This is a genomic window from Streptomyces longisporoflavus, from assembly GCF_014649775.1.
Classification (GTDB): domain Bacteria; phylum Actinomycetota; class Actinomycetes; order Streptomycetales; family Streptomycetaceae; genus Streptomyces; species Streptomyces longisporoflavus.
The window spans coordinates 17,825-44,742 of sequence record NZ_BMTR01000040.1 but is presented as its reverse complement, the minus strand read 5'-3'; the positions used below and the strand labels follow the sequence as shown (position 1 = coordinate 44,742).

Here is a 26,918-nt window from a genome sequence, read left to right as displayed (position 1 = left end):
GGCGCAGCCGACGCGCAGCGCAGCGGAGCGCCCTTTACGCCCGGCCCGTAACCGCCAAACTCCGGAGAACCGGACGGCACCGGCAACCAACACCGTCGCCGGACCAGCACAGCAGCTGCCCCTGACCCCAATAGAACTCCTCACCCCGCGGACCGGCCCTGGTCCCACCCTCCGAGAGCGGCACGGCACACCTCGGCGTCCTCGTCCGGTACGAGTAGGACGAGGTTGCCGGCGTGGTCGCTGTACTGGACCTGGATGTTGACCCCGGCGTTGCCGAGCAGGCGGGTCAGGGTGCCGAGCCGGCCCGGCGTCTCCTGGTCGAGGCGGGTCATGACGACGTCGCGTACGACGGCGGGACCGAGCCCCGCAGCCGTGGCGGCAGCCAGCGCGGCGGGGCCGTCGTCGACGAGGTAGTGCGCGACGGCCCGCCCGTCGTGGGTGAACACGCCCCCGCCCTCCAGACTCACCCCGGCGCCCCCGAGAGCCTGGCCGAGGTCGGCCAGCGCGCCGGGCCGGTTCGGCAGGCGTACCTCGATGTCCTGCAAGTGCGCGCTCACGCGGTCACCACCGTGACCGTGACCTCCACCGGAACGGACAGGCTGTTCGCGATGTAGCAGCCGCGGTGAGCTTGCGCGGTGAGTTCTTGAACCGTGTTCGCGTCCGTCCCGGCGGCGACCCTCACGGTCACGTCCAGGCGAACGCCCGCCAGGCGGACGGGCTTCGCCGTCAGGTCGAGGTGGCTGGTGGCCTCGTCGTCGTACGCGAGTACGTCCACGCCCGCGCGGGCGGCCGCTCCGAGGAAGGACAGCATCTGGCAGGACGAGGCGGCCATGACCACGAGCTGCTCGGGGTTGAGGCGCTCGGGGCTGCCGCGGAAGGCAGGGTCCGCGCTCAGTCCGACGGCTGGAGCGGGCGCGGCGACGGCGGTGTGGTCGCGCGAGTAGGCGCGGATCCCGGCGCCGGTGGAACCCCGCCAGTGCAGGTCTACTTGGTATGCGTGGGTATGCGTATGCGTATGCGTGCTCATGGGGGGCGAACCTAGGGCCGTAAAGTTTCGGTCCCGGCCGAAGCGTCGTGGGCGTACAGCGCGGCGATGCGCTCGGAGTCTCCTTCGCCGATCCGATCCGGCCGAGGATGTTCCTCCACTACGGAGCGGGTGGTAGCTGACATGGCCGGTGTACCGGGCCGGCGCTCCGGCTCCGGACCCGGTCAGCAGTTAATGGAGATGAGCCGCCGCCCCGTCCGATGCGAAGATCGCCGCATGCGCAGTTTCGACGTACTTGTGGCGGAAGCGGAGTCGGCCCCTACCGAGGGCTGGGACTTCTCCTGGTTCGAGGGGCGGGCCACGGAGGAGCGGCCCTCCTGGCGGTACGCCCACGCCATGGGTGAGCGGCTCGGGCACGCCACCGCCTCCCTCGACATCCAGACCGGCGGCGGCGAAGTCCTCGCCTCCGCGCCCGCCCTGCCGCCGCTTGCCGTCGCCACGGAGGGATGGGCCCCGAACGTCGCCAAGGCCACCGCCCTGCTGCATCCGCGCGGCGCGGTGGTCGTGGCCTCGCCGGAGGACGCGCCGCTGCCGTTCGCGGCGGAGGCGTTCGACCTGGTCACCAGTCGGCATCCGGTCAAGGCGGACTTCGTGGAGATCGCGCGCGTCCTGCGTCCCGGAGGGACGTACTTCGCGCAGCACGTGGGCCCCGCCAGCGTCTTCGAGGTCGTCGAGTACTTCCTCGGGCCTCAGCCCGACTCCGTACGGAACGGACGTCACCCCGACGGCGAGCGCGCGGAGGCGGAGGCGGCCGGTCTGGAGATCGTCGACCTGCGGGCCGAGCGGCTGCGGATCGAGTTCCATGACATCGGGGCCGTCGTCCACTTCCTGCGGAAAGTCGTGTGGATGGTGCCGGACTTCTCGGTGGAGCGCTACCGGCCCCAGTTGCTGGAACTGCACCAGCAGATCGAGGAGCGGGGGCCCTTCGTGGCCCACAGCACACGGCATCTGATCAACGCCCGCAAGCCCTGATCTCGCGGGCGCCTGTGCAGAGGCTCCGGGCCGCCCCTACGCACGTACCTCTAAGCGCGCACCCCTAAGCGCGCACCCCTACGCATGCGCCCCCACCGTCACCTCACCCACCACCAACTCCGCCCGCCCCTCAAGCACTTCCCCCACCCTCTCCACCTGCCCCTCCAGGCCCCGCTCCCGCGCGGCAGTCAGCGGGGCGAGGGGTTCCACCGTGACCGTCACGCGGCGGCCGCTGCGGCGCTGGTGCCAGACCCCTGCCACGACTCCGTCGATCAGGAGCACGGGGAAGTTGCCTGCCTGGCCCCCGGCCAGCGCCCTCTCGTAGGCGCGACCGGGGAAGAGCCGGCCCCGCGGGTGGGAGGCGATCACGAACGCGTCGAAGTAGGGGAGCAGCCGTACGCCCGCCACCAGCTCCTCCGGGTACTCGGGGAACTCCGTGTCACCCGCGGTCACCCACGACGCCGGCCCCGGCTCCCCCTCCACCCGGACCTCCTCGATGTCCCCGGAAGACGCCAGGGACGCGAAAACCGCGTCCGCCCAAGCGCCGGGCGCGGCAGCCCACTTGGCGTACTGGCGAGGTGTCGCGGGCCCGTACGCGTACAGGAACCGCCGTGCCAGGCGTCCCGTCGCCGTCTCCGCGTCGAGCGGCGGCTCACCGGCGGCCGGCGGGCGGGTGTACGTCACCTTGCGTCCCCGGTTCGGCGCGAAGCACAGCATCCCGCGGTGGCCCGCCAGATGCATGGCCGAGCGCCAGCGCGGCCACATCCCCTGGAAGGCCGGCAGCACCAGATCACCCGCCCAGGGGCCCGTGCGCGCCACCACCTCGTCGCCGAGCTCGTCGATCGTCAGGCGGGCCCCGTCCAGCGCCTCCCCGATCGCGCTCACGATCTGCTCCGTCCGCGACTCGGTGAGCCGATCAGCGGCCTTGAAGGGGCTCGGGCCGCCGGGAATCGCGGACAACGCGCCTGTCCAGAGGGGGAGTTCGGCGACCGGCAGGAAGTGGATCGTGCCGCGCGGCCCGTACGTCTTGACCAGGCTCGGCTCCTCGCCCCACAGCGCCTCGCGTACGTCCTGCCGGGTCGCCCCGTCCATCCGCAGCCCCACCGACAGCTCCGCGGCGGACGACACCTGCGCCTGCGCACCGAGCATCGCGCCGACGACCTCGCCGGGTCCTGCCTCACCCGGTTTCGCCGGCGTCCGCAGGAACTGCCGCCCCATGCGCCGGGCGTTGGCAGCACTCCAGGTGACGGTGACAGGGGCGCTCATCGGCAGTCTCCTTCGATACTGTCCATCGGGTAAGTGGCTCTGCGGACACGAGGAGTGGACCATGCCGAAGACCGGCACGGAGGGCATTTCGGAGAGCGACAAGGGGAGCGGCGAGGGCGGCAAGGCGATGTACGTCTGCGGACTCGATGCGGCCGTCGACGTCGTCGGCGGCAAGTGGAAGCCGATGATCCTGTGGGCGCTCCACGCCGGCAGGACACTCCGCTTCGGCGAGCTCCGGCGGCACACCGAGGGGATCAGCGAGAAGGTGCTCATCCAGCAGCTCCGCGAGCTGGAGTCCGACGGCATCGTGCATCGCGAGGTGTACCGGGAGGTGCCGCCGAAGGTCGAGTACTCGCTGACCTCCCTCGGTACGTCTTTGAACGAGGCGCTGATCCCGCTGGGCGTGTGGGGCGACGAGCACATGGAGCAGCTGGTGGCCAACCGGGATTGCAAGAAGGAAGGCACGGCGGCCTGACGGACGGCGCCTGCTGGACGGGCGCCGCCCGACGGAGAAACCGGGTGGATGGTTGCCTCGCCGTGCCGATTGTTAGCCAAGTGATCCCGGAACAGGTGGCGTTGATTCCGCATCGTTATCGGTACCGGCTCGATCTCGGCGCGGACATCACGTAAGTTCAGACCAAGGCGAATTCGCGTGAGCAAAGCCACGTGTAGCGGTGCCGCGCGGTGGAGGGGGCCGCGCGGCTCCGCGCGCCCTCACTTCCCCTCGGAGCCGCCCGGCTCACGGGTCCGCACCTCGACCCGCATGCCCCGGCGCACGCCCCACCCGGCCATCGCCCCCGCCTCCGCCTCCAGGACGTGCCGGGCCCGCAGCCGGGGCCGCCCGATCCGCCAGGGCCGCATCGTCCGCACGGACAGCACCCGCAGCTCCCGGTCCAGATGTGCCACGTCCACGGCGAACCGCATCCGCACCGTGTGCACGCTGTTCGCGGGGCTCAGTAACAGCGCCCCGGTCACTCCGTCCCGGCCGAGCAGCCCGCGCCGCCGCGCACCGGCGGAGTCCGCGATCTCCAGGGGGAGTGCCTGGCCGGTCGGGAGCAGAAGCGTCGCCATACGAGCCGAAGCTAGCGCCACGGCCGCCCGCCGCGTCAAGCCCGCGCCCCGCCGCCCGTTCCCTCCAATGGGCTACGCACCGCGAGGCCGGAATATGCCGCCGGAGGCGGAAATCCGGTGGGAGAACAGGGTCTCGGAGTCGTCATCCGGTTTCGGAGAGTAGTTGTGGCACGCCGATGCGCGCGACAACACTTACGAAGGGTTATGGTGGAAACCCCCCCTCGGGCCGGTCCATCTCCCCCCCATGGACCGGCCCGATTTTTTGTGCCCGGACGCGGGCTGTCCCGCGCCGCCCGTCCCGGCCGGGATCCGAGGCCTCCGGATATGGTCAGGGACATGTCGAACCAGTTCCCTCCGCCGCAGAACCCGCAGGCCGGCCTGCCCGGCTACCCGGGCCCCGCGATGGACCCCGCCTACGCCGCCTATGGCGCGTACGGCTTCGGACCGCTTCTGCCGCAGAAGATGCCGGGGAGCGTCCGTGCCGCGCAGGTGATCATCTGGACGCTCTCCGGGATGTGCCTGCTCGGTTCCGTCATCGGCGGCGCGCTGTACGGGCCCGAAGCGGCGGGCGCGGTACTGGGGAGCAACTTCCTGCTGATCACGCTGTGCGTGCTGGCTTTCCGCTTCCACCTGCCCGGTCACGGGAAGCGTGTCGCGTCGATCGTGCTCAGCAGCGTGCAGATATTGGTCGGGTTCGGCGCCCTCGGCCGGGGTGCGGGCCCGGGCGGCCTCATCCTCGTGGGCTGCTCGATCGCACTCGTGATCCTGCTCGGCCAGGGCTCCGCCGGCGCCTGGTTCAAGCGCGGGCGCACCCCCGCCCCGGCGCAGTGGCAGGGGCAGGGGTACACCGGCTGAATCCCGCCGGACCGACTCCGGACTAACTCCGGCCCGCCCAAATGTTGGTCCCCGGCGTAGACACCGCGAACGTGTCGATCTCGGCCAGTTCCCCGTCCGTGAGCTTCGGGCCCGCGAGGGCCGCCACGTTCTCCTCCAACTGCTTCACGCTGGAGGCGCCGATGAGCGCGGAGGTCATGCGCTCGTCGCGAAGGACCCAGTTCAGCGCCAGTTGCGCGAGCGACTGGTCGCGGCGGGCCGCGATGTCGTTCAGGCCATTGAGCCGGCGCACGACCTCGTCGCTCAGGAGGTCGGGGTCGAGCGACTTGCCCTGCGTGGCACGCGAACCCTCCGGGATGCCCTTCAGGTACTTGTTCGTGAGCAGCCCCTGCGCCAGCGGCACGAACGAGATGCAGCCCATGCCCGCGTCCTCGAGCGTGTCGAGCAGCCCGTCGTCCTCGGTCCAGCGGTTGATCATCGAGTACGAGGGCTGGTGGATGAGCGCGGGCACGCCCATCTCCCGCAGCAGGCGCGCCGCTTCGGCGGTCTGCTCGCTGTTGTACGAGGAGACGCCCACGTACAGCGCCTTGCCCTGCTGTACGGCGGAGGCGAGCGCGCCCATCGTCTCCTCGAGCGGCGTCTCGGGGTCGAAGCGGTGCGAGTAGAAGATGTCGACGTAGTCCACGCCCATCCGCTTCAGCGAGGCGTCGAGGGACGACAGCAGGTACTTGCGCGAGCCCCACTCGCCGTACGGGCCGGGGTGCATGAGGTAGCCCGCCTTGGTCGAGATGACCAGTTCATCGCGGTACGGGGCGAAGTCCTGTGCGAACAGCTTGCCGAAGTTGAGCTCGGCGGAACCGGCCGGCGGGCCGTAGTTGTTCGCCAGGTCGAAGTGGGTGACGCCCAGGTCGAACGCGCGGCGCAGGATCGCGCGCTGGCTCTCCAGGGACTTGTCGTCACCGAAGTTGTGCCACAGGCCGAGGGAGACGGCGGGCAGCTTCAGGCCGCTGCGGCCCGTGCGCCGGTACTCCATGGTGTCGTAACGGTCCGCTGCCGCTTGGTACAGAGACGTGTCGTTCATGGGTACGAAGCTACTTCAGCGCTCGATCTTGCGGGGGCAAGCCCGGATCACCCGAGGGCGGAACCCCGGCCTCACAGCGGTAGGCTTTCGCCTTCGGGGACTGCCATCTGCATGGAGGGGCTGACAGAAGTGAACCTGCGCGACCTGGTGTACGGACTTTACGCACGCCGGGTGGAAGGCCGCCTCGACCACGACCAGGTGCCCAAGCACATCGGGGTCATCCTCGACGGCAACAGGCGCTGGGCGAAGGCCTCCGGCGGGACCACCGAACAGGGACACCAGGCGGGTGCGTACAAGATCGAGGAGTTCCTCGGCTGGTGCGCCGAGACCGACGTCGAGGTCGTCACCCTCTGGATGCTGTCGACCGACAACTTCGACCGCCCCGAGCGGGAGCTGATCCCGCTCCTGGGCATCATCGAGGACACGGTCCGCAGCCTCGCCGCCGACGGCCGCTGGCGCGTCCACCACGTGGGCACGATGGACCTGCTGCCCGACCGCACCCGGGCCGTCCTGAAGGAAGCCGAGCAGGCCACCCACGGCAACAAGGGAATACTGGTCAACGTGGCCGTCGGCTACGGCGGCCGGCAGGAGATCGCCGACGCGGTCCGCTCGCTGCTCCTGGACCACGCGGAGAAGGGCACGAGCCTGGAGGACGTCGCGGAGACCGTGGACGTCGACCTGATCTCCAAGCACCTCTACACACGCGGCCAGCCGGACCCCGACCTGGTGATCCGAACGAGTGGTGAGCAGCGCCTGTCCGGCTTCATGCTCTGGCAGTCGGCCCACTCCGAGTACTACTTCTGTGAAGTTTTCTGGCCGGCTTTCCGCAAGGTCGATTTCCTGCGCGCGCTGCGTGATTACGCGGCCCGGCACCGGCGTTACGGCGGCTGACGCCCCTGAGGCGGTCGCGGGGTACTCATGGCGATGAGGTGTGAGTAACCCAGAGTTCACGGACGCGCCGTCATATGCCCTGGCATGGCTGCGCTTGTTCGAGGGAATAAGCCTTCCAGGTCGACATCCGATTCACGGATGTCGTATCTCAGCGGACGGCATGGGGCCGTCCGCCCGGGAGGCCCTTTGCACCAGGACGACCGTGCGGTGAGTACGGGCGAAGCGGAGGGCCGGAGCTCGGCCCGCGCACTGGGGTCCGAGACCGGCCCGGATTTCTCCCGGCATCCTTCCCGTCGCTCCCCGACCTCATCCGAGGGGGTACGTCCTTCCGTGGTGACCAGCACGAAGCGCCGCATGCCCGACAGGCGCACCTATGTTCTCGACACCAGCGTTCTGCTCGCAGACCCGAACTCCATGTACCGCTTCGACGAGCACGAAGTCGTGCTGCCCGTCGTCGTGGTCACGGAGCTCGAGGCGAAGCGGCACCATCCCGAGCTCGGCTACTTCGCCCGGCAGGCCCTGCGCCTCCTGGACGACTGCCGGGTCCGGCACGGTCGCCTGGACGCGCCGATCCCGATCGGCGACCTGGGCGGCACGCTGCGAGTCGAGCTCAACCACTCCGATCCCGGCGTGCTTCCGGCCGGCTACCGGTTGGGGGACAACGACTCACGGATTCTCGCCGTCGCACGCAACCTCCAGGCAGAGGGATACGACGTCACCGTCGTGTCGAAGGATCTGCCCCTGAGGATCAAGGCGTCCTCGGTCGGCCTCCTCGCGGAGGAGTACCGCGCCGAGCTCGCCATCACGGACTCCGGCTGGACCGGAATGACCGAACTGACCCTCTCCGGCGAACAGGTGGATCTCCTCTTCGAGGAAGACACTCTGTATGTACCGGAGGCGGCGGACCTGCCCGTGCACACGGGGCTCACCATCCAGTCCGAGAAGGGCAAGGCGCTCGGCCGCGTCACGGCAGAGGGCAACGTCCGTCTCGTACGCGGTGATCGTGAGGCTTTCGGCCTCAAGGGAAGGAGTGCGGAGCAGCGCATCGCGCTCGATCTGCTGCTCGATCCGGACATCGGCATCATGTCGATGGGCGGCCGTGCGGGCACGGGCAAGTCGGCTCTCGCGCTCTGCGCGGGCCTCGAGGCCGTCCTGGAGCGCCGCCAGCACCAGAAGGTGATGGTCTTCCGGCCGCTGTACGCGGTGGGTGGGCAGGAGCTCGGCTATCTGCCCGGCACCGAGGCCGAGAAGATGGGCCCCTGGGCGCAGGCGGTCTTCGACACGCTGGGCTCGGTGGCGGGCAAGGCGGTCATCGAGGAGGTGACGGCGCGCGGCATGCTCGAAGTGCTCCCGCTCACCCATATCCGCGGGCGCTCGTTGCACGACGCGTTTGTGATCGTCGACGAGGCCCAATCCCTGGAGCGAAACGTTCTTCTGACCGTTCTGTCCAGGATCGGGGCGAACTCCCGAGTCGTCCTCACTCATGACGTCGCCCAGCGCGACAACCTCCGAGTGGGGCGGTACGACGGGGTAGTTGCCGTCGTCGAGAAGCTGAAGGGCCATCCGCTCTTCGCCCATGTCACGCTCACCCGCTCCGAGCGTTCGCAGATCGCGGCGCTTGTGACCGAAATGCTGGAGGACGGCCAGATCTGAACCAGTTCACCCTGGTTACGCGGTAGTTGGCGCCGCCCGGCGAAGCGAAGGAGCTTAGCCGGGCGGCGTCTTGGCGTCCGCCCTTTTCCGAAAAACTCCCGGGGCAAACGAGGTGTGAGCTTTCACACGGCACGGAGAATTGCCTTGCGGCGTCCGGCTGGGGCAGAGTCTGGGTCCTGTCAGGCCCCGCATGCGACACACGTGTACCCCCAGAGGTACTGCAACCCGGAAACACCAGAACTTCATAGTGGCCGTCGCATGCCGCCCGAAGTACCACGCGGCACTCCCGTAACGGGGGTTGCCCACCGGGCCCGTGCCTCCCGTGACCGAGAAACCAGCGGAGGCCAGCGTTCAGGGGCACGATTGCGTCCGCGAGGTCACCTATGCGGGCGATGCTGGAAGGAAACCGTGTGAGCCGGATTTCGGTCCGGGGATTCGCCGTGGCATCCGCCACCGCGGTCACCACTGTCGGCGCTGTTGTCGGTGTCGCCTCGGGCAGCACCCAGGGCGCCTCGAATGACAACGACTTCGAGGCGGCGGCAAGCGACGCGACACTCCTCGCAGACATCCCCGCGGGTCAGCAGGCCCAGGTGCAGACCGCGTCCCTGACGCAGCAGGCCGACGCACAGGCCATGGCTGCGGACACGGCCGCGAAGAAGTCTGCCGCGGAAGCAGCCCGCAAGAAGGCCGCCGAGTCGGCGATCGCCAAGCAGAAGGCCGCCGAGAAGGCGGAGAAGGCGGAGGCAGCCCAGAAGGCGGCCGACGCCAAGGAGCGCAAGGAGGAGGCCGAGTCCAAGGCCAGCCGTTCCTCCACGCGTGACGCCTCGTCCTTCACCACGCAGTCCTCGTACACGGTCGCGCAGGTTCAGGCGATGGCACGGCAGATGGTCCCCGGCGACCAGTTCCAGTGCTTCAGCAACATCGTCAACCACGAGTCCACCTGGAACTACAAGGCCAGCAACCCCTCTTCGGGTGCCTACGGCCTCGTCCAGGCGCTGCCCGGTTCCAAGATGTCCTCGGCCGGAGCGGACTGGCAGACGAACCCCGCCACGCAGATCAAGTGGGGTCTCGGCTACATGAACGACCGCTACGGAAGCCCCTGCGGTGCCTGGGACTTCTGGCAGGCGAACAACTGGTACTGAGCTGCGGCTCGCTCAACCTTTTCGAGGCCCCTCACCGTCATTCGGTGGGGGGTCTCAGCCGTGTACGGTCAGTCCGACGGCTTCCAGGGGGGAGTGGTGGGGAAAGACGGGGGAAGAGGACGGATCATGTCGCGAGTACCTGGGTGGATCGGCCGGCTCGGTGCCGGGCTGTCTCAGATGGGCGAGCGGATGGGGCGCGATGACCCCGATTCCGGTCCGTCGGACGGAATGAAGTCGCCGGGGCGGATGGTGGGCGACGACGCCGGCCTGGCGGCAGGGCCGGCCATCGACGAGGATCTCGAGCAGGTCGTGCCCGCCCCGCCCGCGTACGCGCCCGCCGTGTCCGCGCGGCCCGACCCCGTCGCCGCGGTGCCGTGGGGGATGCGGGTGGCGGCCGAGGCCGGCTGGCGCCTTCTCGTACTCGCGGGCACGCTCTGGGTGTTGATGAAGGTCATCAGCGCCGTACAGCTCGTCGTCTTCGCCTTCGTCGCGGCGCTGCTCGTGACCGCGATGCTCCAGCCGACAGTGGTCCGGCTCAAGCGGCTCGGTCTTCCCAGGGGGCTCGCGACGGTTGTCACGGCCGTCCTCGGCTTCGTCGTCATCGGCCTGGTCGGCTGGTTCGTTGTCTGGCAGGTCATGGACAACGTGGACACGCTCTCCAGCCAGGTCCAGGACGGCATCGACGATCTGCGCAACTGGCTGCTCACCAGCCCGTTCCACGTCACCGAGGACCAGATCAACGACATCGCCAAGAGTTTGCGCGAGGCGGTCGGGGCGAACACGGAGGAGCTGACGTCGGCGGGGCTCGAAGGGGTCACCGTGATCGTGGAGGCCATGACGGGCATCCTGCTCGCGATGTTCTCGACGCTGTTCCTGCTCTACGACGGCAAGCGGATCTGGCAGTGGGTCCTGAACCTGGTCCCGGCGCCCGCGCGGCCCGGTATCGCGGGTGCGGGGCCGCGTGCCTGGCGCACGCTGACGGCCTATGTGCGCGGCACGGTGATAGTGGCTCTGATCGACGCGATCTTCATCGGCCTCGGGATCTACTTCCTCGGGGTGCCGATGGCGGTGCCGCTGGCCGTCTTCATCTTCCTGTTCGCGTTCATCCCGCTGGTGGGCGCGGTGGTCTCGGGCGCGCTCGCCGTGGTGGTCGGTCTGGTGACCCAGGGCGTCTTCACCGGCGTGATGACGCTGGTCGTGGTCCTGGCGGTGCAGCAGATCGAGGGCCACATCCTCCAGCCGTTCATCCTCGGCCGTGCCGTACGCGTGCATCCGCTGGCCGTGGTGCTCTCCGTGGCCGCGGGCGGGCTCGTCGCCGGGATCGGCGGGGCGGTGGTGGCGGTGCCGCTGGTCGCCGTGACGAACACGGTGGTGGGCTACTTGCGGGCCTACTCCCGCGAGGCGGCCCTGAAGCAGTCGCCGCAGCCGCGGGGGGCCACGGCGGTGGATGTCGCCCCGGTGGATCCGACGCCCTCCCCGCCGACGGACGCGCAGTCGCAGGCCTGAGGCACGACACGGAAAGGCCCCGCTCAGCAGTTGCTGAGCGGGGCCTTTCCGTACGGCATTACGCCAGGGACTCCTCCGAGTCCAGCGTCACGCCGACCGCCTGGATGACCGCGGCGATCTTGAAGGCTTCCTGGATCGTCTCGCGATCCACGCCCGCCTTGCGCAGCACCTGCTCGTGCGAGTCGAGGCACTGGCCGCAGCCGTTGATCGCGGAGACCGCGAGCGACCACAGCTCGAAGTCGACCTTCTCCACGCCCGGGTTACCGATGACGTTCATCCGCAGGCCGGCCCGCATCGTCCCGTACTCCGGGTCCGACAGGAGGTGGCGCGTGCGGTAGAAGACGTTGTTCATCGCCATGACGGCCGCGGCCGACTTGGCGGCGGTGTACGCCTCGGGGGAGAGGTTCGCCTTCGCCTCGGGCTCCAGCTCGCGCAGCACCTTCGGGGAGCGGGATGCGATCGCGCAGGCGAGCACCGTGCCCCAGAGCTGCTGCTTCGGCAGGTCCGAGTTGCCGATGACCGAGCCGAGGTTCAGCTTCAGGTCCTTGGCGTAGTCCGGTACGGCGGACTTCAGTTCGTCGAGTGCCATGTTCAGAAAGCTCCGTTCACTCGCCCGAGAGCAGCGCGACCGGGTCGAGGGTCTCGTCGCCCTTGCTCCAGTTGCAGGGGCACAGCTCGTCGGTCTGGAGGGCGTCGAGGACCCGGAGGACCTCCTTGGGGTTACGGCCCACGGAACCGGCGGTCACCATCGTGAACTGGATCTCGTTGTTCTGGTCGACGATGAAGACGGCGCGCTGCGCGAAGCCGTCCTCGCCCTCGATGCCGAGGTCACGCATGAGCTCGTGCTTCGAGTCGGCCAGCATCGGGAAGGGCAGGTCGGTCAGGTCCGGGTGGTCCTTGCGCCAGGCGTGGTGCACGAACTCGGAGTCACCGGAGAAGCCGAGGATCTGGGCGTCACGGTCAGCGAACTCGTCGTTCAGCTTGCCGAAGGCGGCGATCTCGGTGGGGCACACGAAGGTGAAGTCCTTGGGCCACGCGAAGACGATCTTCCACTTGCCCTCGTAGGTCTTGTGGTCGATCTGCTTGAACTCAGCGCCCTTCTCCAGCGAGACGCAGGCGGTCAGATCGAACTGGGGGAACTTGTCACCGACAGTGAGCACGCGCACTCCTTGCTGCAAAGAAAATCCCTTTTGGGGAGTTTCCTGGGGGGTTGGACTGATGTTGATGGTGGCACAGGGTGCATTGATTATGGAAATAGCTAGAGTGGGTCGTGTTGATCGGAACTAGCTATCAGTCCTCGTGAACAAGGGGACAAGCAAGAAGGAGGAGTGACGTGGCCACCAGCGCCAAGCCCGCGGCCAAGCGCGGCGCCCGTCAGCCGAGCCTCGCCCAGCTGCGCGCCTTCGCCGCCGTGGCCGAGCATCTGCACTTCCGGGACGCCGCCGCCGCGATCGGCATGAGCCAGCCCGCGCTCTCCGGCGCCGTGTCCGCCCTGGAGGAGACGCTCGGGGTCACCCTGCTCGAGCGTACGACCCGCAAGGTGCTGCTCTCGTCGGCGGGCGCGCGGCTCGCGGTGCGGGCCAGGGCCGTGCTCGACGAGGTCGGGGCGCTGATGGAGGAGGCCGACGCGGTGCGCGCGCCGTTCACCGGAGCGCTGCGGCTCGGCGTCATCCCGACCGTGGCGCCGTATCTGCTGCCCACGTTCATCGGGCTCGTGCACGAGAAGTACCCGGATCTGGATCTCCAGGTGCACGAGGAGCAGACCTCGTCGCTGATCGAGGGGCTCGGCGCCGGGCGGCTCGACCTGCTGCTGCTCGCCGTTCCGCTCGGCGTGCCCGGCGTCACCGAACTGCCCGTCTTCGACGAGGACTTCGTGCTCGTCACGCCGCTCGACCACTGGCTCGGCGGACGCGAGGGAATCCCGCGCGAGGCCCTGCGCGAGCTGAACCTGCTGCTGCTCGACGAAGGGCACTGCCTGCGCGACCAGGCCCTGGACATCTGCCGGGAGGCCGGGCGGGCGGACGCGCCGGTGACCACGACCGCCGCCGGGCTCTCCACTCTGGTACAGCTGGTGGCAGGCGGTCTCGGCGTGACGCTGCTGCCGCGCACCGCCGTCCGCGTAGAGACCAGCCGCAGCAACCAGCTGCTCACCGGGTACTTCGCGGACCCGGCGCCGACCCGGCGCGTCGCCCTCGCGATGCGTACGGGAGCCGCGCGCGCGGCGGAGTACGAGGCGCTCGCCGCAGCGCTGAGGGGGGCCGCGAAGCCGTTGCCGGTGCGGGTGTTGTGACCCCGCACCGGCAACGTCCCCCCCTGGTGAGCGGGGTTACTCCGTCCGCAGACCGTCCGGGCGCATCATGCGCCACAGCGGCGGCAGGCTGAGCAGCGTCACGACGGCGACGAGCACCGCCCCGGCACTGGTCAGCGGGAGGAAGATCCACCAGTCCGCGACCGACTTCTCGATCATGCGGACCATGACGAAGCCGAGGCCCAGACCGCCCGCGACGGCGAGAGCGAGACCGAGGGCCACCGGGATCGCCGTCTGCCACAGGACCGACCACGCCATCGAGCCGCGGCGTGTGCCGAACGCGGTGAGCGCGGCAAGGAGGCGCCTGCGCTCGCGCAGTTGCTCCAGCATCGAGACCAGCATGGACGCCGCGATGAGGACCATCGTCGCCATCGCCCCGATCTGCAGGCCGGTCTGGATGGAGGCGTACTGCTTGTCCCGCTCGACCGCGCGCAGCGTCATCACGTCGAGGAACGGGTCGATGCGGGCCGCGGCGTTGCGGACGTACTCCTCGTTGTCCCGCACGTCCGGATCGACCTGGATCATGGCGTTCGTCGAGGCGTCGACCAGCTTGGACGGGGAGATCGCTCCGTAAGTGGCGAAGATGCCGTCGTGCATGTCGCCGCGCGGGTCGGGGCGGGCCTTGACCGTGGGCGAGTCGGCGGGCAGCGTCCACGGCATGTGCCGGTGGCCGGGCTCGTCCCAGCTGACGGAGTTCAGGTCGACGGGCTTGCCGGGGCGGGCCGCCTCGTCGACCCAGTCGTTCATGTCGGCGTCACCGGTGTGCACGACGAAGGTGTCGCCGTCCTCGCACGAGTCGATCCGGGCCAGCTCGCGCAGGTTCGCGCAGGTGCCGACCGTCAGCTCGGTCGTGGGCCTGATGTCGTCGGCGTTCTTCAGCTTGCCCGGCTTCACGACGTACGAGACGACCGTGCCGATGACGTTCTCGACGCCCTTGGTCGTACGGAACTTGTCGATCATCTGCTCGGCGAGCTCGCCGTCCCCGACGTCCGCGAGCACCTGGAGCTTGGCCCGGCCGGGGTCGTTGTCCGTGACCCGGTTGAAGTCGTCGTGCATCGCGCCGAACATCATCTGCAGGGCGATGGCGCCCGCCACCGCGACCGTGATGCCGCTGACCGCGCGGGCCGCCGTACCGCTGCTCAACTGAAGCCTGCGGATGGCCAGCTGCCAGGGCACGGGCCCGCCGCGCAGCCGGGCCACCGCCGCTTCGACGAGCCAGGGCAGCAGCGCGGCGAGGCCGATCAGGGTGAGCGTCGCGCCCAGGCCGATGGCGTAGACCGGCGGGGTCAGGTCGCCCGCGAGGCGTCCCGAGGACAGCAGGATGCCGATGCCGACCACGGGCATGAGGACGCGCCACCAGATCCGGCGCTTGCGGGGCTTGGCGTTGCGGAAGACGCCGAGGGGCTCGATGGAGACGGCGCGCAGCGAGATCAGCGTGACCACGACGGCGGTGAGCGGGACGGCGAGCAGGACGAGCACCGCGAGGCCGGGCACCGGCGTCACGTCGGAGGCGAACGCGCTGAGCTTCCACACGTCGAACACGCCGAGCAGCTCGCGCAGGGCCAGGAAGGCGAGGCCTCCGAGGACCAGGCCGAGCAGCGCGCCGCACAGGGACTCGCCCGCCGCGATCCTGCGTACCGCCCTCGCGTCCGCGCCGACGAGGCGCAGCGCGGCGAGGCGCTTGTCCCGCCGGTCGCCACCGAAGCGGACCGCCGTGCCGATGAAGATGATCACGGGGGTGAGCAGGACCACGCAGCCCAGGACGACCAGTACGACGAGGACCGGGTCCAGCGGCTCCGGGGGCTGCTTGTAGCCGAACTTCGCGACACGGTGACCGCCCTTGGCCTGTGTGAGGGCGTCGGAACCGGTGTAGAAGTAGAGCTCCTTGGGGTGGACGAGGCCGGGGTCGCCGATGGTGCCGGTGACGCGGTACGCGCCGAAGCGCTCCTTGAGGAGCTTGCCCTCCGGGCTGTCCAGCAGATCGCGCAGGGCGGGCGAGACGACCATCTCGCCGTCCGCGGGGATCTTGTCCAGGCCGGGCGGCAGTACGGGGTGCTTCCCCTCGGCGCGCAGCACACGGCCGGCCACCGTCGAGTCCCGGAAGTCGGTGTCGGCGCCGCGCACCAGGACGCTGGAGTCGGACCGCCGGCGGTCCTTGCCGTCGAACTGGCCCGCGTCCGAGCGGGCCACCGAGCGGTCGTCCCGGTGCTGGAGCAGGTTCGGCACGGAGGCCGCGCCGAGCAGCAGCGCCACACCGAGGCCGACGCCGACGGCGGTCAGGATCGTACGGGCCCAGCCCGCACGGCCGCCGCCGACGGCGAAGCGTATGCCGAGGACGAGATCGCGGGCCCGGGCGCGCACGCTCGCCGGCGGGGTGTGCCCGGGGTGCGGTGCCGCGGTCTCCGTATGGCCCTTCGCCCGGGTGTCGAGGCTCATACGGCCCGCTCCATGTCCCGTGACCTGCCGTCGCGCACGACGATCTCGCGGTCGGAGTAGGCGGCGACCCGCGTCTCGTGGGTGACGAGGACGACGGCGGCGTTCGTCGAGCGCGCGGCGTCGGTCAGCAGCTCCATCACGCGCTCTCCGTTGAGCGAGTCGAGCGCGCCGGTCGGTTCGTCGGCGAAGAGGACGCGCGGGTTGGTGGCGAGCGCGCGGGCCACGGCGACGCGCTGGCCCTGACCGCCGGACACCTCGCCGGGCCGCTTGCCGAGCAGGTCGTCGACCTCCAGACGCTCCATCCAGGTACGGGCGGTCTGCTCGGCGTCCTTGCGCCTTGCGCCGTTGAGCCGCAGCGGAAGCGCGACGTTCTCGACGCACGTCAGCTCGGGGACCAACTGCCCGAACTGGAAGACGAACCCGAACTCGCTGCGGCGCAGGGCGCTCAGCGCGGCGTCCGGCAGGCCCGCGAGCTCACGGCCGTTGTAGGTGATGGAGCCCTCGTCGGGCTTGACGATCCCCGCGAGGCAGTGCAGAAGCGTGGACTTGCCGGAGCCCGAGGGGCCCATCACGGCGACGACCTCGCCGGGGTGGATGGAGAAGTCGGCGCCGTCGAGCGCGGTCGTCGGACCGTACGTCTTGCGCAGCCCGGAGGCGGTGAGGAGGGAACCCGCGGGAGTCATGCGGAGCGCACCTCCTCGGCGAGCTTGTTGAGGCGCGCGGCGGCCAGTTCGAGCCAGCGCAGGTCGGCTTCGAGGTGGAAGAGCGCGTGGTCGCAGATGAGCTGGTCGGCGAGGTCGCCCTTGCGCTTGCGGTCGGTGAGGATGCGCATCAGGCGCAGGTGCTCGGCGCGCTGGGAGTCGAGCATCTCCGAGGCGTCGCGGTCGGTGAGGAGGGCGAGGACGACCTTGGTGTAGAGGGTCGACTGGAGGTAGGGCTCGGGCTTCTCGGGGGTGGCGAGCCACGTCTCGACGTCGGTGATGCCGGCGTCGGTGATCGCGTACCGCTTGCGCTCGGGGCCGCCCTCCGTCTCTATGCCGTCGACCTCGACGAGGCCGTTCTTCAGGAGGCGGGACATGGTCGAGTAGACCTGCCCGTAATGCAGGGGCTTGTCGTGACCGAACTTCTCGTCGAAGGTGCGCTTGAGGTCGTAGCCGTGACGCGGGCCCGACTCAAGGAGGCCGAGGAGGGTGTGACCGATGGACATGCGGAGCACTGTACACCGTGTGTATACGTGGCATGTATAGCCGTCACGGGAAGCTCACAGGTTCGAGAGGCGGGCAACCTTCTGGGCCCCGGGAACGTCGGTTTACTGGGAGCTGTCTCCTGGTGGGGCTGTCTTCTGCCGGGGGTTGTCTTCCGGGAGCGATCCACGGTTCCTGTGGGGCAGGTGCTGATTGTCACGTCCGGAAAAGGCCGGATCGGCAGTCCTTTGTCCCTAGGTGCGGTGTTAGCTTCTTGAGCTGACTTGCCACGGCATACGGAATAAGTGCACGAGACGGAAGCGGAGCATTCACACTCATGGGCCGAGCGGAAGAGCGACAAGCGCGGCAGCGCGGCGCGCGCCGGGCATCGCGCGGGCGCCCCGCCGGCGGCGGCAAACCCAAGCGCACGGGCATACGCCGCTTCTTCACGCTGAAGAAGATCCTGGGCACGTTCTTCGGGCTCTGCCTGCTCGGCATGCTCGGCTTCGTCGTCCTCTACATGATGGTCGACGTGCCCGAGGGCAACGCCGCGGCCAAGCTCCAGAGCAACGTCTACAAGTACAAGGACGGCAAGGTCATCGCCAGGACCGGCGAGCTGAACCGCGAGGTCGTCGACCTGGACAAGGTGCCCAAGAAGGTCCAGCGCACGTTCGTGGCCGCCGAGAACAAGTCCTTCTACAAGGACAAGGGCGTCGACTTCAAGGGCACGGCCCGCGGCCTGATCAACACCGTCACCGGCAAGGGCAAACAGGGCGGCTCGACGATCACCCAGCAGTACGTCAAGAACTACTACTTGACGCAGGACCAGACGGTGACCCGTAAGTTCAGGGAACTGGTCATCTCGCTGAAGGTGGATCAGAACAGCAGCAAGGACAAGATCCTCGCCGGGTACATCAACACCAGCTACTACGGCCGCGGCGCCTACGGCATCCAGGCCGCCGCTCAGGCCTACTACGGCGTCGACGCGGAGAAGCTGAGCGTCTCGCAGGGCGCCTATCTCGCAGCCCTCCTCCAGGCCCCGAGCCAGTACGACTGGACGTCCGCCACGGACGCCAGCAAGAAGCTGGTCGAGGCCCGCTGGAACTATGTGCTCGACAACATGGTCGAGGAGAACTGGCTGTCCGCGAGCGAGCGCGAGGGCCTGACCTTCGACAAGCCGGAGCCGCCCAAGGCCGCGCCCGGCCTCGAAGGCCAGAACGGCTACCTCGTGACGCGGGCCAAGGCCGAGGTCATGAAGGCGGGCCACCTCAGCGAGAAGCAGTTCGACGCGGGCGGATATTCGATCACGCTCAACATCGACGAGAAGAAGCAGAAGCAGCTCGAGAAGGCCGTCGACAAGAGGCTGAACGACAAGCTCGACCCCGACAAGCGCAAGGCCGACGCCCGGGTGCAGGCGGGTGCCGTGTCCGTCGACCCCAAGACCGGCAAGGTACTTGCGATGTACGGCGGGCAGGACTTCGTCAAGCACCAGGTCAGCAACGCCACCCGGCGTGACTACCAGCCCGCCTCCACGTTCAAGCCGCTGATCCTGGCCGCCGCGCTCGAGAACGGGGCCAAGACGCAGTCGGGCCAGCCCATCACGGCGAACACCGTCTACGACGGCACGAGCGAGCGCCCCGTCAAGGGCAGCGACGTCGCCTTCGCGCCGCCGAACGAGGACGACAAGAGCTACGGCCAGGTCACCGTCCAGAAGGCGATGAACAAGTCCATCAACTCCGTCTTCGCGCAGATGGGCGTGGACGTCGGCATGGACGAGGTCCTGGAGACCGCGGGCAAGCTCGGCATGGACGTCGATGATCTGCCCGCCGTGCCCGCCCAGACCCTGGGCACCATGGGCGCGAGCCCGCTGGAGATGGCGGGCGTCTACGCCACGCTCGACAACCATGGCAGGAAGGTCACCCCCGCGGTCGTGGCCTCCGTGGAGCACAAGGACCGCACGATCGAGCTGCCGGACCCGATCGGCGAGAAGGTCGTCGAGCGCGGCACCGCCGACTCGCTCACCTCGGTCCTGACCGGCGTGGTCGACGACGGTACGGGCAGCGCGGTGCGCAGCCCGGTGCAGGACGTGGCGGGCAAGACCGGTACGTCCGACGACAACAAGTCGGCCTGGTTCACCGGTTACACGCCCAAGCTCGTCACCTCCGTCGGCCTGTTCGGCGAGGGAGCGGCGGGCACCGCCGAGGAGAGCAAGCAGGTCTCCATGAGGGGCGCCGGCGGTCTGCCGCGCGTCGACGGCGGCAGCTTCCCGGCGCAGATCTGGGCGGCGTACACCTTCAAGGCGATGGGCTCGCCCAGCGAGTTCGACCTGGACACCTCCATGGGCGCGGCCATCGCACCGCCTCCGGAGCCGACGACGCAGGAGCCCACGGAGCCGTCCGAGGAGCCGACGGAGCCGTCCGACGAGCCGACGACGGAAAAGCCGAGCGACGAGCCGACGACCGAGAAGCCGACGGACGATCCGACGACGGAGGAGCCGACCGACGAGCCCACGACGGAGGAGCCGACGGATGAACCGGAGGAGCCCGACCCGTCGGAAACCATCGAGATCCCGGAGAACCCGAACGGACGGCCGGGCAGGGACTGAGACCCGCGCCCCAGGGGGGCGCGGGGAACTGCGCGACCAGCCACGACGCACCCGCAGGTGCTAGTCGGCAGATCCAACGCAGGGCTCAGCTGTGGTTCAGCTCGAACCACACCACCTTGCCGGTACTCAGCCGCGTCGCGCCCCACCGCCGGGCCAGCCTGTTGACCAGGTAAAGCCCCCGGCCGCCCTCGTCCGTGGCCCGCGCCTGCCGCAACCTCGGCAGCTGCGGGACGTCGTCGCCGACCTCGCAGCGCAGGACGTCCGTACGCAGCAGACGCAGGGTCACCGGACGGGACGCGTACCGCACGGCGTTCGTCACGACCTCGCTGACCAGGAGCTCCACGGAGTCGTTCAGCTCCTGGAGGCCCCAGCGCTCCAGGGCGCTGCGGGCCAGGCGGCGGGCACGCGAGGGTGTGGCGTCCTCCGGTTCCAGGTACCAGTACGCGACGTCGCTCGGCGCGATCCCGTCGAAGCGGGCGGCGAGCAGCGCGATGTCGTCGTCCCGGTCGCCGGGGCCGAGCATGTCGAGCACGTCGTCGCAGAGGGCCTCAAGGGGCGGCGGATGGTCCGGGCCCGTCAACTGGGCGGTGGCGGCGAGACGTTCGCGCAGCTGCTCTATGCCGGTCCACACGTCGCGCAGGCGGGACTCGACCAGGCCGTCGGTGTAGAGCAGCAGGGTGGCGCCCGCGGGCGCGTCCAGCTCCACGGCCTCGAAGTCGACGCCGCCGACGCCGATGGGGGCGCCCGGCGGCACCCGCAGGACCTCGGCACGGCCGCCCAGGTGGAGCAGGACGGGCGGCGGATGGCCGGCGTTGGCGATGGTGATGCGGTGCGCGACCGGGTCGTAGACCGCGTAGAGGCAGGTGGCCATCCGGTCCGAGCCGAGCCGCTGGGCCTGCTCGTCCAGGTGGTGCAGGACCTCCTGCGGCGGCAGGTCGAGCCCGGCGAGGGTCTGGGCCGTCGTACGCAGCTGGCCCATGATCGCCGCCGAGGTCATGGAGTGCCCCATGACGTCGCCCACGACGAGCGCGACCCGGCTGCCGGGCAGCGGGATCGCGTCGTACCAGTCGCCGCCGACCCGGGCCGTCTCGGCGGCCGGGAGATAGCGGGACGCGAGGCGCACGCCGGTCGGGCGCGGCAGGGTCTCGGGCAGCATCGTGCGCTGGAGCTCGTCGGCGATGTACGCCTCGCGGCCGTAGAGCACGGCCTTGTCGATGCCGAGCGCGCTGTGCGTGGCCAGTTGGGCGGCGACCAGGAGGTCGTCGTTCTCGAAGGCGTGCCGGTCGGGGCGGCGCAGGAACACCGCCGCGCCGATCACCCGGCGCCTGCCGCGCAGCGGGGCGAGGATCGTGCGTTTGCCGAGCGGCACGGTGCGGCCGTCGCCGAGCAGTTCGGGCAGTGCGGCGCGGGCCGCCGGGGTGTCGGCGAAGACCGGGCGCACTCCGCGCAGGACCTCGGCGAGGGCGCCGCCGGGGCGCACCTCGCACAGCTCGGCCGTCGACACGAGTTCGTTCTGCACCTGGAGCGCGGGCACGCCGCCGCTCTCGGTGTCGGGGTCATCGGCCCCTTCCTCGATCGAGCGCAGCCGGTCGGTGCGGCGAAGGCGCAGGATGAGGGCGCCGCTCGGCCGCTCCTCGCCGACCGGCAGCGGGTCGCGGAGGTAGACCAGGATCGCGTCGGAGAACGTCGGCACCGTGGCCCGGCACAGGCCCATCACGATCTCGTCCAGGTCGATGCCGCGGGCGATGCGCCGGGTCGCGGCGCCCACGAAGCGCAGCCGGTCGCCGTCGCGGCGCATCGCCGCGGGGCCCGAGCCGGGCGGCCGCGGTTGTCCCGTACGCCGCTCCTCGCCGCCGGGGGCGCCGGGCGGGGCGCCGTCGTGGATGTCCCGGTCGCCGTGGTGTCCGGCCAACGGGTCGGTGTCCGGCCGTGCGGGCGGGCCGCCGGGGACCGGGCGCGGCCGGTGCGGGTCGGGCTGCTGTGCCGAGTGCCCGGTCGGCTGGGAGTGCTCGTCGCAGGGTCCGGCCGCGGGATCGCCCGTACGGGACTGGGCCTGTGCGGGGAAAGCGGGCGCGCCCGGGGTGTCCCGCGCCTTGCGGGCACGCGCATGCGCCCCGCGGGCGTCCGCGGGGGCGGCGGGCCGGGCAGCTCGGGGCTGTCGGCCCTCGTCGGGGATGGAGTGCTCCGTCACGCGTTTCGAATCCGTCCGTCCGGGGCTGCGCCTTGGTGTCCGGTGGCTACTTTGGTCAGCCGCGTCGGCAGTGCAGGAAGATCTGGTGCTCGGGTGGAACGTCGGTACTCGCCGGGGCGTAGGAGTACGTGTCCTCGTCGAGGATGTCGAAGCCCGCGTCACGTACTACCTGCCGCAGTTCGTCCCGCAGGTAACCGGATACCCGGATTGTGTGCCCCAGGAACGGAATACCCGCGTCGTCCAGGTCGGCCTCGACCATGGAGAGCGCGAGCAGGCCGCCGGGGCGCAGCAGTCCGTGCAGCAGCCGCAGAGCGTACGGGATTTCGGCGCGCGGCAGCATCAGGAGCGCGAAGAAAGCCGCGATCCCGTCGAACTCGCCGACTCCGTCGGGCCCTTCGGCCCGCAGTGCCGCCAGGTCGAGCTGCCGGAAATCGGCGTTCTGCGAGGGAACGTTTGTCCTGGCGATGTCGAGCATGCCGGGCGACAGATCGATGCCGAGGACGCGGTGCCCGGCGTCGGTCAGCTGCCGGGCGGTCGGGACTCCGGTGCCGCATCCCACGTCGAGAACACGTGACCCGGCGGGCAGCGCGTCGGCGAGCCTGCGTCCGGCCGCCAGCTGGCCGTCCTTGTGGGGGAAGGCGCTGTCGTAGTGCGCTCCGATGGCGTCGAAGGCCTCGGCCTGCCCCGTCCGGTCGGGCATCGGGCCGGCCGGCCCGCCGTACCTGTCGAGCTCGCTCGCCTCGCTCACGTTCTGCCGCCCCTCGATGACAAACAGTCAGGCAACGCGCGAGCTCAGGGAGTTGCTGCTGAGTTATCGCTGTGCGCCCTTGCGGAGGACGATCCTACGTTTGAACCATGGGGGCGCATCAAGGGTCTCATGACGTCACATGCGTGGGCGTGCGGTCCCAGTCATCCGGAAGGGGTGGAATCTCCCAGTCCGGATCGGGGCGCCAGTGCTGCCAGTTGTCCGAAAACGGCCGTCCCCAGGAACGGATCACGTCGATGGCGGCGTGTCCCGCCGCCCTGACTTCCCGCGCCTTTCCTGCCTCCATGAGGCCGGCGCGCTGGGCCTGGGCGAACTCGTCCTCGTCGTGCCACTGCCAGGTCCGGTCCGGCCGTACGGAGATGTCCAGAAAGTGATCCTCGGAATCAACGCCTCCGGCCCAACGGGCACGCGGCTCCTCCAGGTTGACGTACCAGTTCTTGAACTGCCATCCCGGATCCCAGAACAACCACACCGACCACGGCTCGGCGGGCCGTGCGAGCTTCAGTACGCCGGTGCCGAACCAGCGGTCCCTGCGCAGGGCACGGGGCTTGGTGTAGCGGGTGGCCAGGGGCTCGCGGTGCACGGCGGTCCCGTCGGCGAGTACGGGCTTCACGCATTCGGTGCCGGGGGCCATCCACACGGCGAGCAGTTCTTCGGTGTCCTGTACGACCGTGACGGGCCGGCAGATGTGTATCCCGTCCCCGGCGTTGTCCTTGTACCGCCACAGCACATGGGAGCCGGGAACCCAGCGTGCTGCCTCGCTGCTCGTCGTTGGCGGCGTGGTGAGGTCTGTCATGCAGAGATATTAGTCGGCGCCCGGACGGACCTCCCGGAACCTGCCGGGGCGGGCCCGTCCGGGCGCCGTGCGAAATCGCCCTACGGCCGCGTCATCCGCAGCACGTCCAGCGCCTCGTCCAGCTGCGTGAGCGTGAGCTCGCCCCGCTCGACGTAACCGCCTTCGAGCACGACCTCCCGGATGGTCTTGCGCTCGGCGAGGGACTTCTTGGCGACCTTCGCCGCCTCCTCGTACCCGATGTACTTGTTCAGCGGGGTGACGACGGAGGGCGAGGATTCGGCGTACTCCCTGGCGCGCTCGGCGTTCGCGGTGATGCCGTCCACCGTCCTGTCGGCGAGCAGCCGCGAGACGTTGGCGAGCAGCCGGATCGACTCCAGGACGTTCTTGCCGATGACCGGCAGCATCACGTTCAGTTCGAAGTTCCCCGCGGCGCCGGCGGCGGCCACCGTCGCGTCGTTGCCGGTGACCTGCGCGGCGACCATCAGCGCCGCCTCCGGGATCACCGGGTTCACCTTGCCCGGCATGATCGAGGAACCGGGCTGCAGATCGGGCAGGTTGATCTCGGCAAGCCCGGTCCGCGGCCCCGACGCCATCCAGCGCAGATCATTGGCGATCTTCGTGAGACCGACGCCGATCGTCCGCAGCTGGCCGCTGGTCTCCACGATGCCGTCCCGCGCGCCCTGGGCCTCGAAGTGATCGCGCGCCTCGGTCAGCGGCAGCCCCGTGACCCGTGCCACCTCGTCGATCACGGCCGCCGAGAAGCCGGGCGGGGTGTTGATGCCGGTGCCCACCGCCGTGCCGCCGAGCGGCAGTTCGGCCAGCCGCGGCAGCGAGGCCCTGAGCCGCTCGACGCCGTGGCGCACCTGGGCCGCGTAGCCGCCGAACTCCTGGCCGAGGGTCACGGGCGTCGCGTCCATCAGGTGTGTGCGCCCGGACTTCACCACGTCGGCGAACTCCTCCGACTTGCGCGTCAGAGCGGCCGCCAGGTGTTCGAGCGCCGGGATCAGGTCCTGCGTCACGGCGCCGGTGGCCGCGATGTGGATCGAGGAGGGGAAGACGTCGTTCGACGACTGGGACGCGTTCACGTGGTCGTTCGGGTGGACGTCGCGGCCGAGCTTCTCCGTGGCCAGCGTCGCGAGGACTTCGTTCGTGTTCATGTTGGACGAGGTGCCGGACCCCGTCTGGAAGACGTCCACCGGGAAGTGCTCGTCCCAGCGGCCTTCGGCCACTTCGCCGGCCGCGTCCGCGATCGCCGCCGCCACGTCCTTGTCGAGCACCCCGAGGTCCGCGTTGACCTTGGCCGCCGCCGCCTTGATGCGGGCGAGCGCGGCGATGTGCGCGCGCTCGATGCGCTGCCCGGACACGGGGAAGTTCTCCACCGCCCGTTGCGTCTGCGCCCGCCATTTGGCGTGGACGGGGACCCGCACCTCGCCCATGGAGTCGTGCTCGATCCGGTACTCACCGCTGTCGCTTGCAATGGCGTCGCTGGTCATCCCTCGAACCTACTCCTTCGTCGGATCCCGTCGAAAAGTTGAGCACTTGTCTTGTTCTAGGTGTTCCCAATGCTCCTACCCACCAGTAAAAACCGTGGGTAACACCAAACCGGGGAGGCGCAATGAAGCGCACCAGACACGGCCGCCGGAGCGGGCCGCGACGTACGTTCGCGGCAGCCGTCGCGATGGCGGCGGTGCTCGGCACCGTCGCGGGGACGCCCGCACAGGCCGCGGAGGGCAAGAGCGCCGTGACGGCCGCCACGCCCCTTCCGCCCGAACTGGAGAAGATCCGGGCGGCCGAGGCCACCAAGCTCTACGGCGATCCGGCCGAACGCCCGCCGGCCGACCGGAAGACCGGCCTCATCTCGCTCGGGGACAGCGAGATCTCGGGGGAGGGCGTCGGAACGTACGAACCCGGCACCGACGGCCCCGACAACTGGTGCCACCGTTCCCCGGACGCCGCGATCCACCGCACCGGCATCCCGGCGGACGAGACGTACAACGTCGCCTGCTCGGGAGCGCAGACCGTCAACATCAGGATCGGCGGCCAGAAGCAGTACCCCGACGAGCTGGTGCAGAGCGACAACCTCGCCATCAAGGCGCGCAACACCCGGATCAAGGCCGTCATGCTGGTCATCGGGGCCAACGACGACCTCCAGTTCGCGCCGGTGATGACCGACTGCGTGACGCGCTTCCTGCTCGGCCAGGGGGCCTGCGCGGGCAAGTACTCGGCGGGCTGGCAGGCGCGGGTCGACGCGCTCGTGCCCAAGGTCGAGCAGTCCATCCGCGACCTGAAGACCGTCATGAAGGACGCGGGATACGCGGGCGACGACTACAAGCTGGTCGTCATGGGCTACCCGAGCCCGATCGGCCCGGACTTCCGGGACAACCCGAAGTTCCCCGGCAAACTGGTCTGCGGCGGTCTCGGCTACGACTCCGACACCGAGTGGGGACGCAACTACGCCGTCCCCGCCTTCGAGACCGGCATGCGCAAGGCGGCGAAGGCGGCAGGGGCGACCTACCTCGACAACTCCCGGCTCTTCCACGGCCATGAGGTCTGCATGGAGGACACCTGGGCGCGCGGCCTCTACGTGGACCTGTCCAACCCCTTCCCGCCGGACTCCAACTCGGTCCGCCAGTCCTTCCACCCCAACGCCCGCGGCCACGCGGCCTTCGCGTCCTGCCTGACGCAGATCTACGAAGCGGGCTTGAGCGAGGGCGGTTGCGCGGACCCGGCGAGCACCGGCAGCCCGAAGCTGTACCGGGGCGGCTGGGACGACGCGTACAAGCCACTGAAGAACGAGGGCACGGGGACGTGCGTGGACGTCGACGCGTCCAAGACCCGCAACGGCACCAAGGTGCAGGGCTGGGACTGCACGGGCAACCGCAACCAGACCTGGTGGTACGACGGCACTTCCGGCGGCCGGGGTTCGCTGCACACCGGCCTGACCCAGGACCGCTGTCTCGACGTGCCCGACGGCGCCTACAAGGAGGGGGCCGCCGTGACGCTGTGGAACTGCCACGGCGGCGGCAACCAGAAGTTCGTCCGCGAGGCGGGCACGGTGCGTCCCGCCGCCGACACCGGGCTCTGTCTGACCCTGGCGGGGGCCAAGGAGCCGCTGCGGCTCCAGAAGTGCGCAGGGGCGGCCGACCAGCGGTTCGCCTGAGAGTTCCGATC

At 69.9% G+C, this 26,918-nt stretch carries 24 protein-coding genes; 10 read left to right on the top strand and 14 right to left on the bottom strand.

Annotated features, from left to right (window positions below):
- Window positions 1-140 precede the first annotated feature (140 nt).
- Entirely contained in the window at window positions 141-557 is a 417-nt protein-coding gene (locus tag IE226_RS39640) for an ACT domain-containing protein (RefSeq protein WP_229871855.1), read from the bottom strand.
- Window positions 554-1,027, bottom strand: coding sequence for an OsmC family protein (locus IE226_RS39635; protein ID WP_190086374.1), 474 nt, complete (start codon window positions 1,025-1,027; stop codon window positions 554-556). The genes IE226_RS39640 and IE226_RS39635 overlap by 4 nt, the downstream gene beginning before the upstream one ends.
- Before the next feature lie 234 nt (window positions 1,028-1,261).
- Here IE226_RS39635 and IE226_RS39630 point away from each other — a divergent pair, with 234 nt between their 5' ends.
- Window positions 1,262-2,017: a class I SAM-dependent methyltransferase gene (locus tag IE226_RS39630; RefSeq protein ID WP_190086373.1), complete on the top strand. Its 756-nt coding sequence runs from the start codon at window positions 1,262-1,264 to the stop codon at window positions 2,015-2,017.
- 78 nt (window positions 2,018-2,095) lie between these two features.
- On the opposite strand, the gene IE226_RS39625 is transcribed toward IE226_RS39630, so the two are convergent.
- Window positions 2,096-3,283 (bottom strand): winged helix DNA-binding domain-containing protein, encoded by a 1,188-nt coding sequence (locus IE226_RS39625; RefSeq protein ID WP_190086372.1) that lies wholly within the window; start codon window positions 3,281-3,283, stop codon window positions 2,096-2,098.
- A gap of 127 nt (window positions 3,284-3,410) precedes the next feature.
- On the opposite strand from IE226_RS39625, the gene IE226_RS39620 reads away from it, so the two are divergent.
- Window positions 3,411-3,758 carry a winged helix-turn-helix transcriptional regulator gene (locus tag IE226_RS39620; protein WP_190086379.1) on the top strand — a complete coding sequence of 116 codons (348 nt, stop codon included), beginning with the start codon at window positions 3,411-3,413 and terminating at the stop codon, window positions 3,756-3,758.
- A gap of 239 nt (window positions 3,759-3,997) precedes the next feature.
- Here the strand turns inward: IE226_RS39620 and IE226_RS39615 are convergent, their stop codons facing one another.
- Window positions 3,998-4,354 carry a DUF192 domain-containing protein gene (locus tag IE226_RS39615; RefSeq protein WP_190086371.1) on the bottom strand — a complete coding sequence of 119 codons (357 nt, stop codon included), beginning with the start codon at window positions 4,352-4,354 and terminating at the stop codon, window positions 3,998-4,000.
- A 336-nt stretch (window positions 4,355-4,690) separates the two neighbouring features.
- Here IE226_RS39615 and IE226_RS39610 point away from each other — a divergent pair, with 336 nt between their 5' ends.
- Complete coding sequence (locus tag IE226_RS39610; protein WP_190086370.1) at window positions 4,691-5,209, top strand: hypothetical protein; 519 nt, start codon at window positions 4,691-4,693, stop codon at window positions 5,207-5,209.
- A gap of 22 nt (window positions 5,210-5,231) precedes the next feature.
- Here the strand turns inward: IE226_RS39610 and mgrA are convergent, their stop codons facing one another.
- On the bottom strand, window positions 5,232-6,269 hold the full coding sequence (mgrA, locus tag IE226_RS39605; protein ID WP_190086369.1) for an L-glyceraldehyde 3-phosphate reductase: 1,038 nt from the start codon (window positions 6,267-6,269) through the stop codon (window positions 5,232-5,234).
- A 129-nt stretch (window positions 6,270-6,398) separates the two neighbouring features.
- On the opposite strand from mgrA, the gene IE226_RS39600 reads away from it, so the two are divergent.
- The 4 genes from IE226_RS39600 to IE226_RS39585 all read left to right on the top strand — a co-directional run bounded on the left by IE226_RS39600 (window position 6,399) and on the right by IE226_RS39585 (window position 11,461).
- Window positions 6,399-7,160: an isoprenyl transferase gene (locus IE226_RS39600; RefSeq protein ID WP_229871856.1), complete on the top strand. Its 762-nt coding sequence runs from the start codon at window positions 6,399-6,401 to the stop codon at window positions 7,158-7,160.
- 330 nt (window positions 7,161-7,490) lie between these two features.
- A complete protein-coding gene (gene phoH2, locus IE226_RS39595; protein ID WP_190086367.1) occupies window positions 7,491-8,813 on the top strand; it encodes an RNA 5'-3' helicase PhoH2 in 1,323 nt (440 codons plus the stop codon).
- 410 nt (window positions 8,814-9,223) lie between these two features.
- Complete coding sequence (locus IE226_RS39590) at window positions 9,224-9,955, top strand: aggregation-promoting factor C-terminal-like domain-containing protein (protein WP_506417425.1); 732 nt, start codon at window positions 9,224-9,226, stop codon at window positions 9,953-9,955.
- Between the two features lie 126 nt (window positions 9,956-10,081).
- On the top strand, window positions 10,082-11,461 hold the full coding sequence (locus tag IE226_RS39585; protein ID WP_190086365.1) for an AI-2E family transporter: 1,380 nt from the start codon (window positions 10,082-10,084) through the stop codon (window positions 11,459-11,461).
- Window positions 11,462-11,519: 58 nt separating this feature from the next.
- On the opposite strand, the gene IE226_RS39580 is transcribed toward IE226_RS39585, so the two are convergent.
- Window positions 11,520-12,050: an alkyl hydroperoxide reductase gene (locus IE226_RS39580; RefSeq protein WP_190086364.1), complete on the bottom strand. Its 531-nt coding sequence runs from the start codon at window positions 12,048-12,050 to the stop codon at window positions 11,520-11,522.
- A 16-nt stretch (window positions 12,051-12,066) separates the two neighbouring features.
- On the bottom strand, window positions 12,067-12,621 hold the full coding sequence (locus tag IE226_RS39575; RefSeq protein WP_190086363.1) for a peroxiredoxin: 555 nt from the start codon (window positions 12,619-12,621) through the stop codon (window positions 12,067-12,069).
- A 173-nt stretch (window positions 12,622-12,794) separates the two neighbouring features.
- Between IE226_RS39575 and IE226_RS39570 the strand changes: the two genes are divergently transcribed.
- Window positions 12,795-13,751 (top strand): LysR substrate-binding domain-containing protein, encoded by a 957-nt coding sequence (locus IE226_RS39570; protein WP_190086362.1) that lies wholly within the window; start codon window positions 12,795-12,797, stop codon window positions 13,749-13,751.
- Between the two features lie 36 nt (window positions 13,752-13,787).
- On the opposite strand, the gene IE226_RS39565 is transcribed toward IE226_RS39570, so the two are convergent.
- Genes IE226_RS39565 through IE226_RS39555 form a run of 3 tightly spaced genes read right to left on the bottom strand, consistent with a single transcriptional unit; the run spans window position 13,788 to window position 17,412 of the window.
- Window positions 13,788-16,205, bottom strand: a complete 2,418-nt coding sequence (locus IE226_RS39565) for an FtsX-like permease family protein (RefSeq protein ID WP_229871854.1) — start codon at window positions 16,203-16,205, stop codon at window positions 13,788-13,790.
- Entirely contained in the window at window positions 16,202-16,888 is a 687-nt protein-coding gene (locus tag IE226_RS39560) for an ABC transporter ATP-binding protein (protein WP_190086361.1), read from the bottom strand. Before IE226_RS39560 ends, IE226_RS39565 begins: the two co-directional genes overlap by 4 nt.
- The gene (locus tag IE226_RS39555; RefSeq protein ID WP_190086360.1) at window positions 16,885-17,412 is read right to left on the bottom strand and encodes a PadR family transcriptional regulator; all 528 of its coding nucleotides are present in this window, start codon (window positions 17,410-17,412) and stop codon (window positions 16,885-16,887) included. The genes IE226_RS39560 and IE226_RS39555 overlap by 4 nt, the downstream gene beginning before the upstream one ends.
- A 314-nt stretch (window positions 17,413-17,726) precedes the next feature.
- On the opposite strand from IE226_RS39555, the gene IE226_RS39550 reads away from it, so the two are divergent.
- Complete coding sequence (locus tag IE226_RS39550; RefSeq protein ID WP_190086359.1) at window positions 17,727-19,994, top strand: transglycosylase domain-containing protein; 2,268 nt, start codon at window positions 17,727-17,729, stop codon at window positions 19,992-19,994.
- An 85-nt stretch (window positions 19,995-20,079) separates the two neighbouring features.
- On the opposite strand, the gene IE226_RS39545 is transcribed toward IE226_RS39550, so the two are convergent.
- From IE226_RS39545 to IE226_RS39530, 4 genes are all read right to left on the bottom strand, one after another.
- Entirely contained in the window at window positions 20,080-22,185 is a 2,106-nt protein-coding gene (locus tag IE226_RS39545; protein WP_190086358.1) for an ATP-binding SpoIIE family protein phosphatase, read from the bottom strand.
- 55 nt (window positions 22,186-22,240) lie between these two features.
- On the bottom strand, window positions 22,241-22,885 hold the full coding sequence (locus IE226_RS39540; protein WP_190086377.1) for a class I SAM-dependent methyltransferase: 645 nt from the start codon (window positions 22,883-22,885) through the stop codon (window positions 22,241-22,243).
- Between the two features lie 175 nt (window positions 22,886-23,060).
- A complete protein-coding gene (gene fomD, locus IE226_RS39535) occupies window positions 23,061-23,747 on the bottom strand; it encodes a cytidylyl-2-hydroxypropylphosphonate hydrolase (protein WP_190086357.1) in 687 nt (228 codons plus the stop codon).
- Window positions 23,748-23,827: 80 nt separating this feature from the next.
- Window positions 23,828-25,240, bottom strand: a complete 1,413-nt coding sequence (locus tag IE226_RS39530; protein WP_190086356.1) for a class II fumarate hydratase — start codon at window positions 25,238-25,240, stop codon at window positions 23,828-23,830.
- 122 nt (window positions 25,241-25,362) lie between these two features.
- Here IE226_RS39530 and IE226_RS39525 point away from each other — a divergent pair, with 122 nt between their 5' ends.
- The gene (locus IE226_RS39525; RefSeq protein WP_190086355.1) at window positions 25,363-26,907 is read left to right on the top strand and encodes a ricin-type beta-trefoil lectin domain protein; all 1,545 of its coding nucleotides are present in this window, start codon (window positions 25,363-25,365) and stop codon (window positions 26,905-26,907) included.
- Window positions 26,908-26,918: the final 11 nt, after the last annotated feature.

What these genes read in the sequence shown, in the direction of transcription:
- IE226_RS39540 (WP_190086377.1), bottom strand. Translation starts at nt 22,885, where the DNA reads ATGCCCGACCGGACGGGGCAGGCCGAGGCCTTCGACGCCATCGGAGCG.
- IE226_RS39635 (WP_190086374.1), bottom strand. Translation starts at nt 1,027, where the DNA reads ATGAGCACGCATACGCATACGCATACCCACGCATACCAAGTAGACCTG.
- IE226_RS39620 (WP_190086379.1), top strand. Translation starts at nt 3,411, where the DNA reads ATGTACGTCTGCGGACTCGATGCGGCCGTCGACGTCGTCGGCGGCAAG.
- fomD (WP_190086357.1), bottom strand. Translation starts at nt 23,747, where the DNA reads ATGACAGACCTCACCACGCCGCCAACGACGAGCAGCGAGGCAGCACGC.
- IE226_RS39525 (WP_190086355.1), top strand. Translation starts at nt 25,363, where the DNA reads ATGAAGCGCACCAGACACGGCCGCCGGAGCGGGCCGCGACGTACGTTC.
- IE226_RS39550 (WP_190086359.1), top strand. Translation starts at nt 17,727, where the DNA reads ATGGGCCGAGCGGAAGAGCGACAAGCGCGGCAGCGCGGCGCGCGCCGG.
- IE226_RS39585 (WP_190086365.1), top strand. Translation starts at nt 10,082, where the DNA reads ATGTCGCGAGTACCTGGGTGGATCGGCCGGCTCGGTGCCGGGCTGTCT.
- IE226_RS39610 (WP_190086370.1), top strand. Translation starts at nt 4,691, where the DNA reads ATGTCGAACCAGTTCCCTCCGCCGCAGAACCCGCAGGCCGGCCTGCCC.
- IE226_RS39580 (WP_190086364.1), bottom strand. Translation starts at nt 12,050, where the DNA reads ATGGCACTCGACGAACTGAAGTCCGCCGTACCGGACTACGCCAAGGAC.
- IE226_RS39560 (WP_190086361.1), bottom strand. Translation starts at nt 16,888, where the DNA reads ATGACTCCCGCGGGTTCCCTCCTCACCGCCTCCGGGCTGCGCAAGACG.
- mgrA (WP_190086369.1), bottom strand. Translation starts at nt 6,269, where the DNA reads ATGAACGACACGTCTCTGTACCAAGCGGCAGCGGACCGTTACGACACC.
- IE226_RS39625 (WP_190086372.1), bottom strand. Translation starts at nt 3,283, where the DNA reads ATGAGCGCCCCTGTCACCGTCACCTGGAGTGCTGCCAACGCCCGGCGC.
- IE226_RS39565 (WP_229871854.1), bottom strand. Translation starts at nt 16,205, where the DNA reads ATGAGCCTCGACACCCGGGCGAAGGGCCATACGGAGACCGCGGCACCG.
- IE226_RS39555 (WP_190086360.1), bottom strand. Translation starts at nt 17,412, where the DNA reads ATGTCCATCGGTCACACCCTCCTCGGCCTCCTTGAGTCGGGCCCGCGT.
- IE226_RS39530 (WP_190086356.1), bottom strand. Translation starts at nt 25,240, where the DNA reads ATGACCAGCGACGCCATTGCAAGCGACAGCGGTGAGTACCGGATCGAG.
- IE226_RS39615 (WP_190086371.1), bottom strand. Translation starts at nt 4,354, where the DNA reads ATGGCGACGCTTCTGCTCCCGACCGGCCAGGCACTCCCCCTGGAGATC.
- IE226_RS39630 (WP_190086373.1), top strand. Translation starts at nt 1,262, where the DNA reads ATGCGCAGTTTCGACGTACTTGTGGCGGAAGCGGAGTCGGCCCCTACC.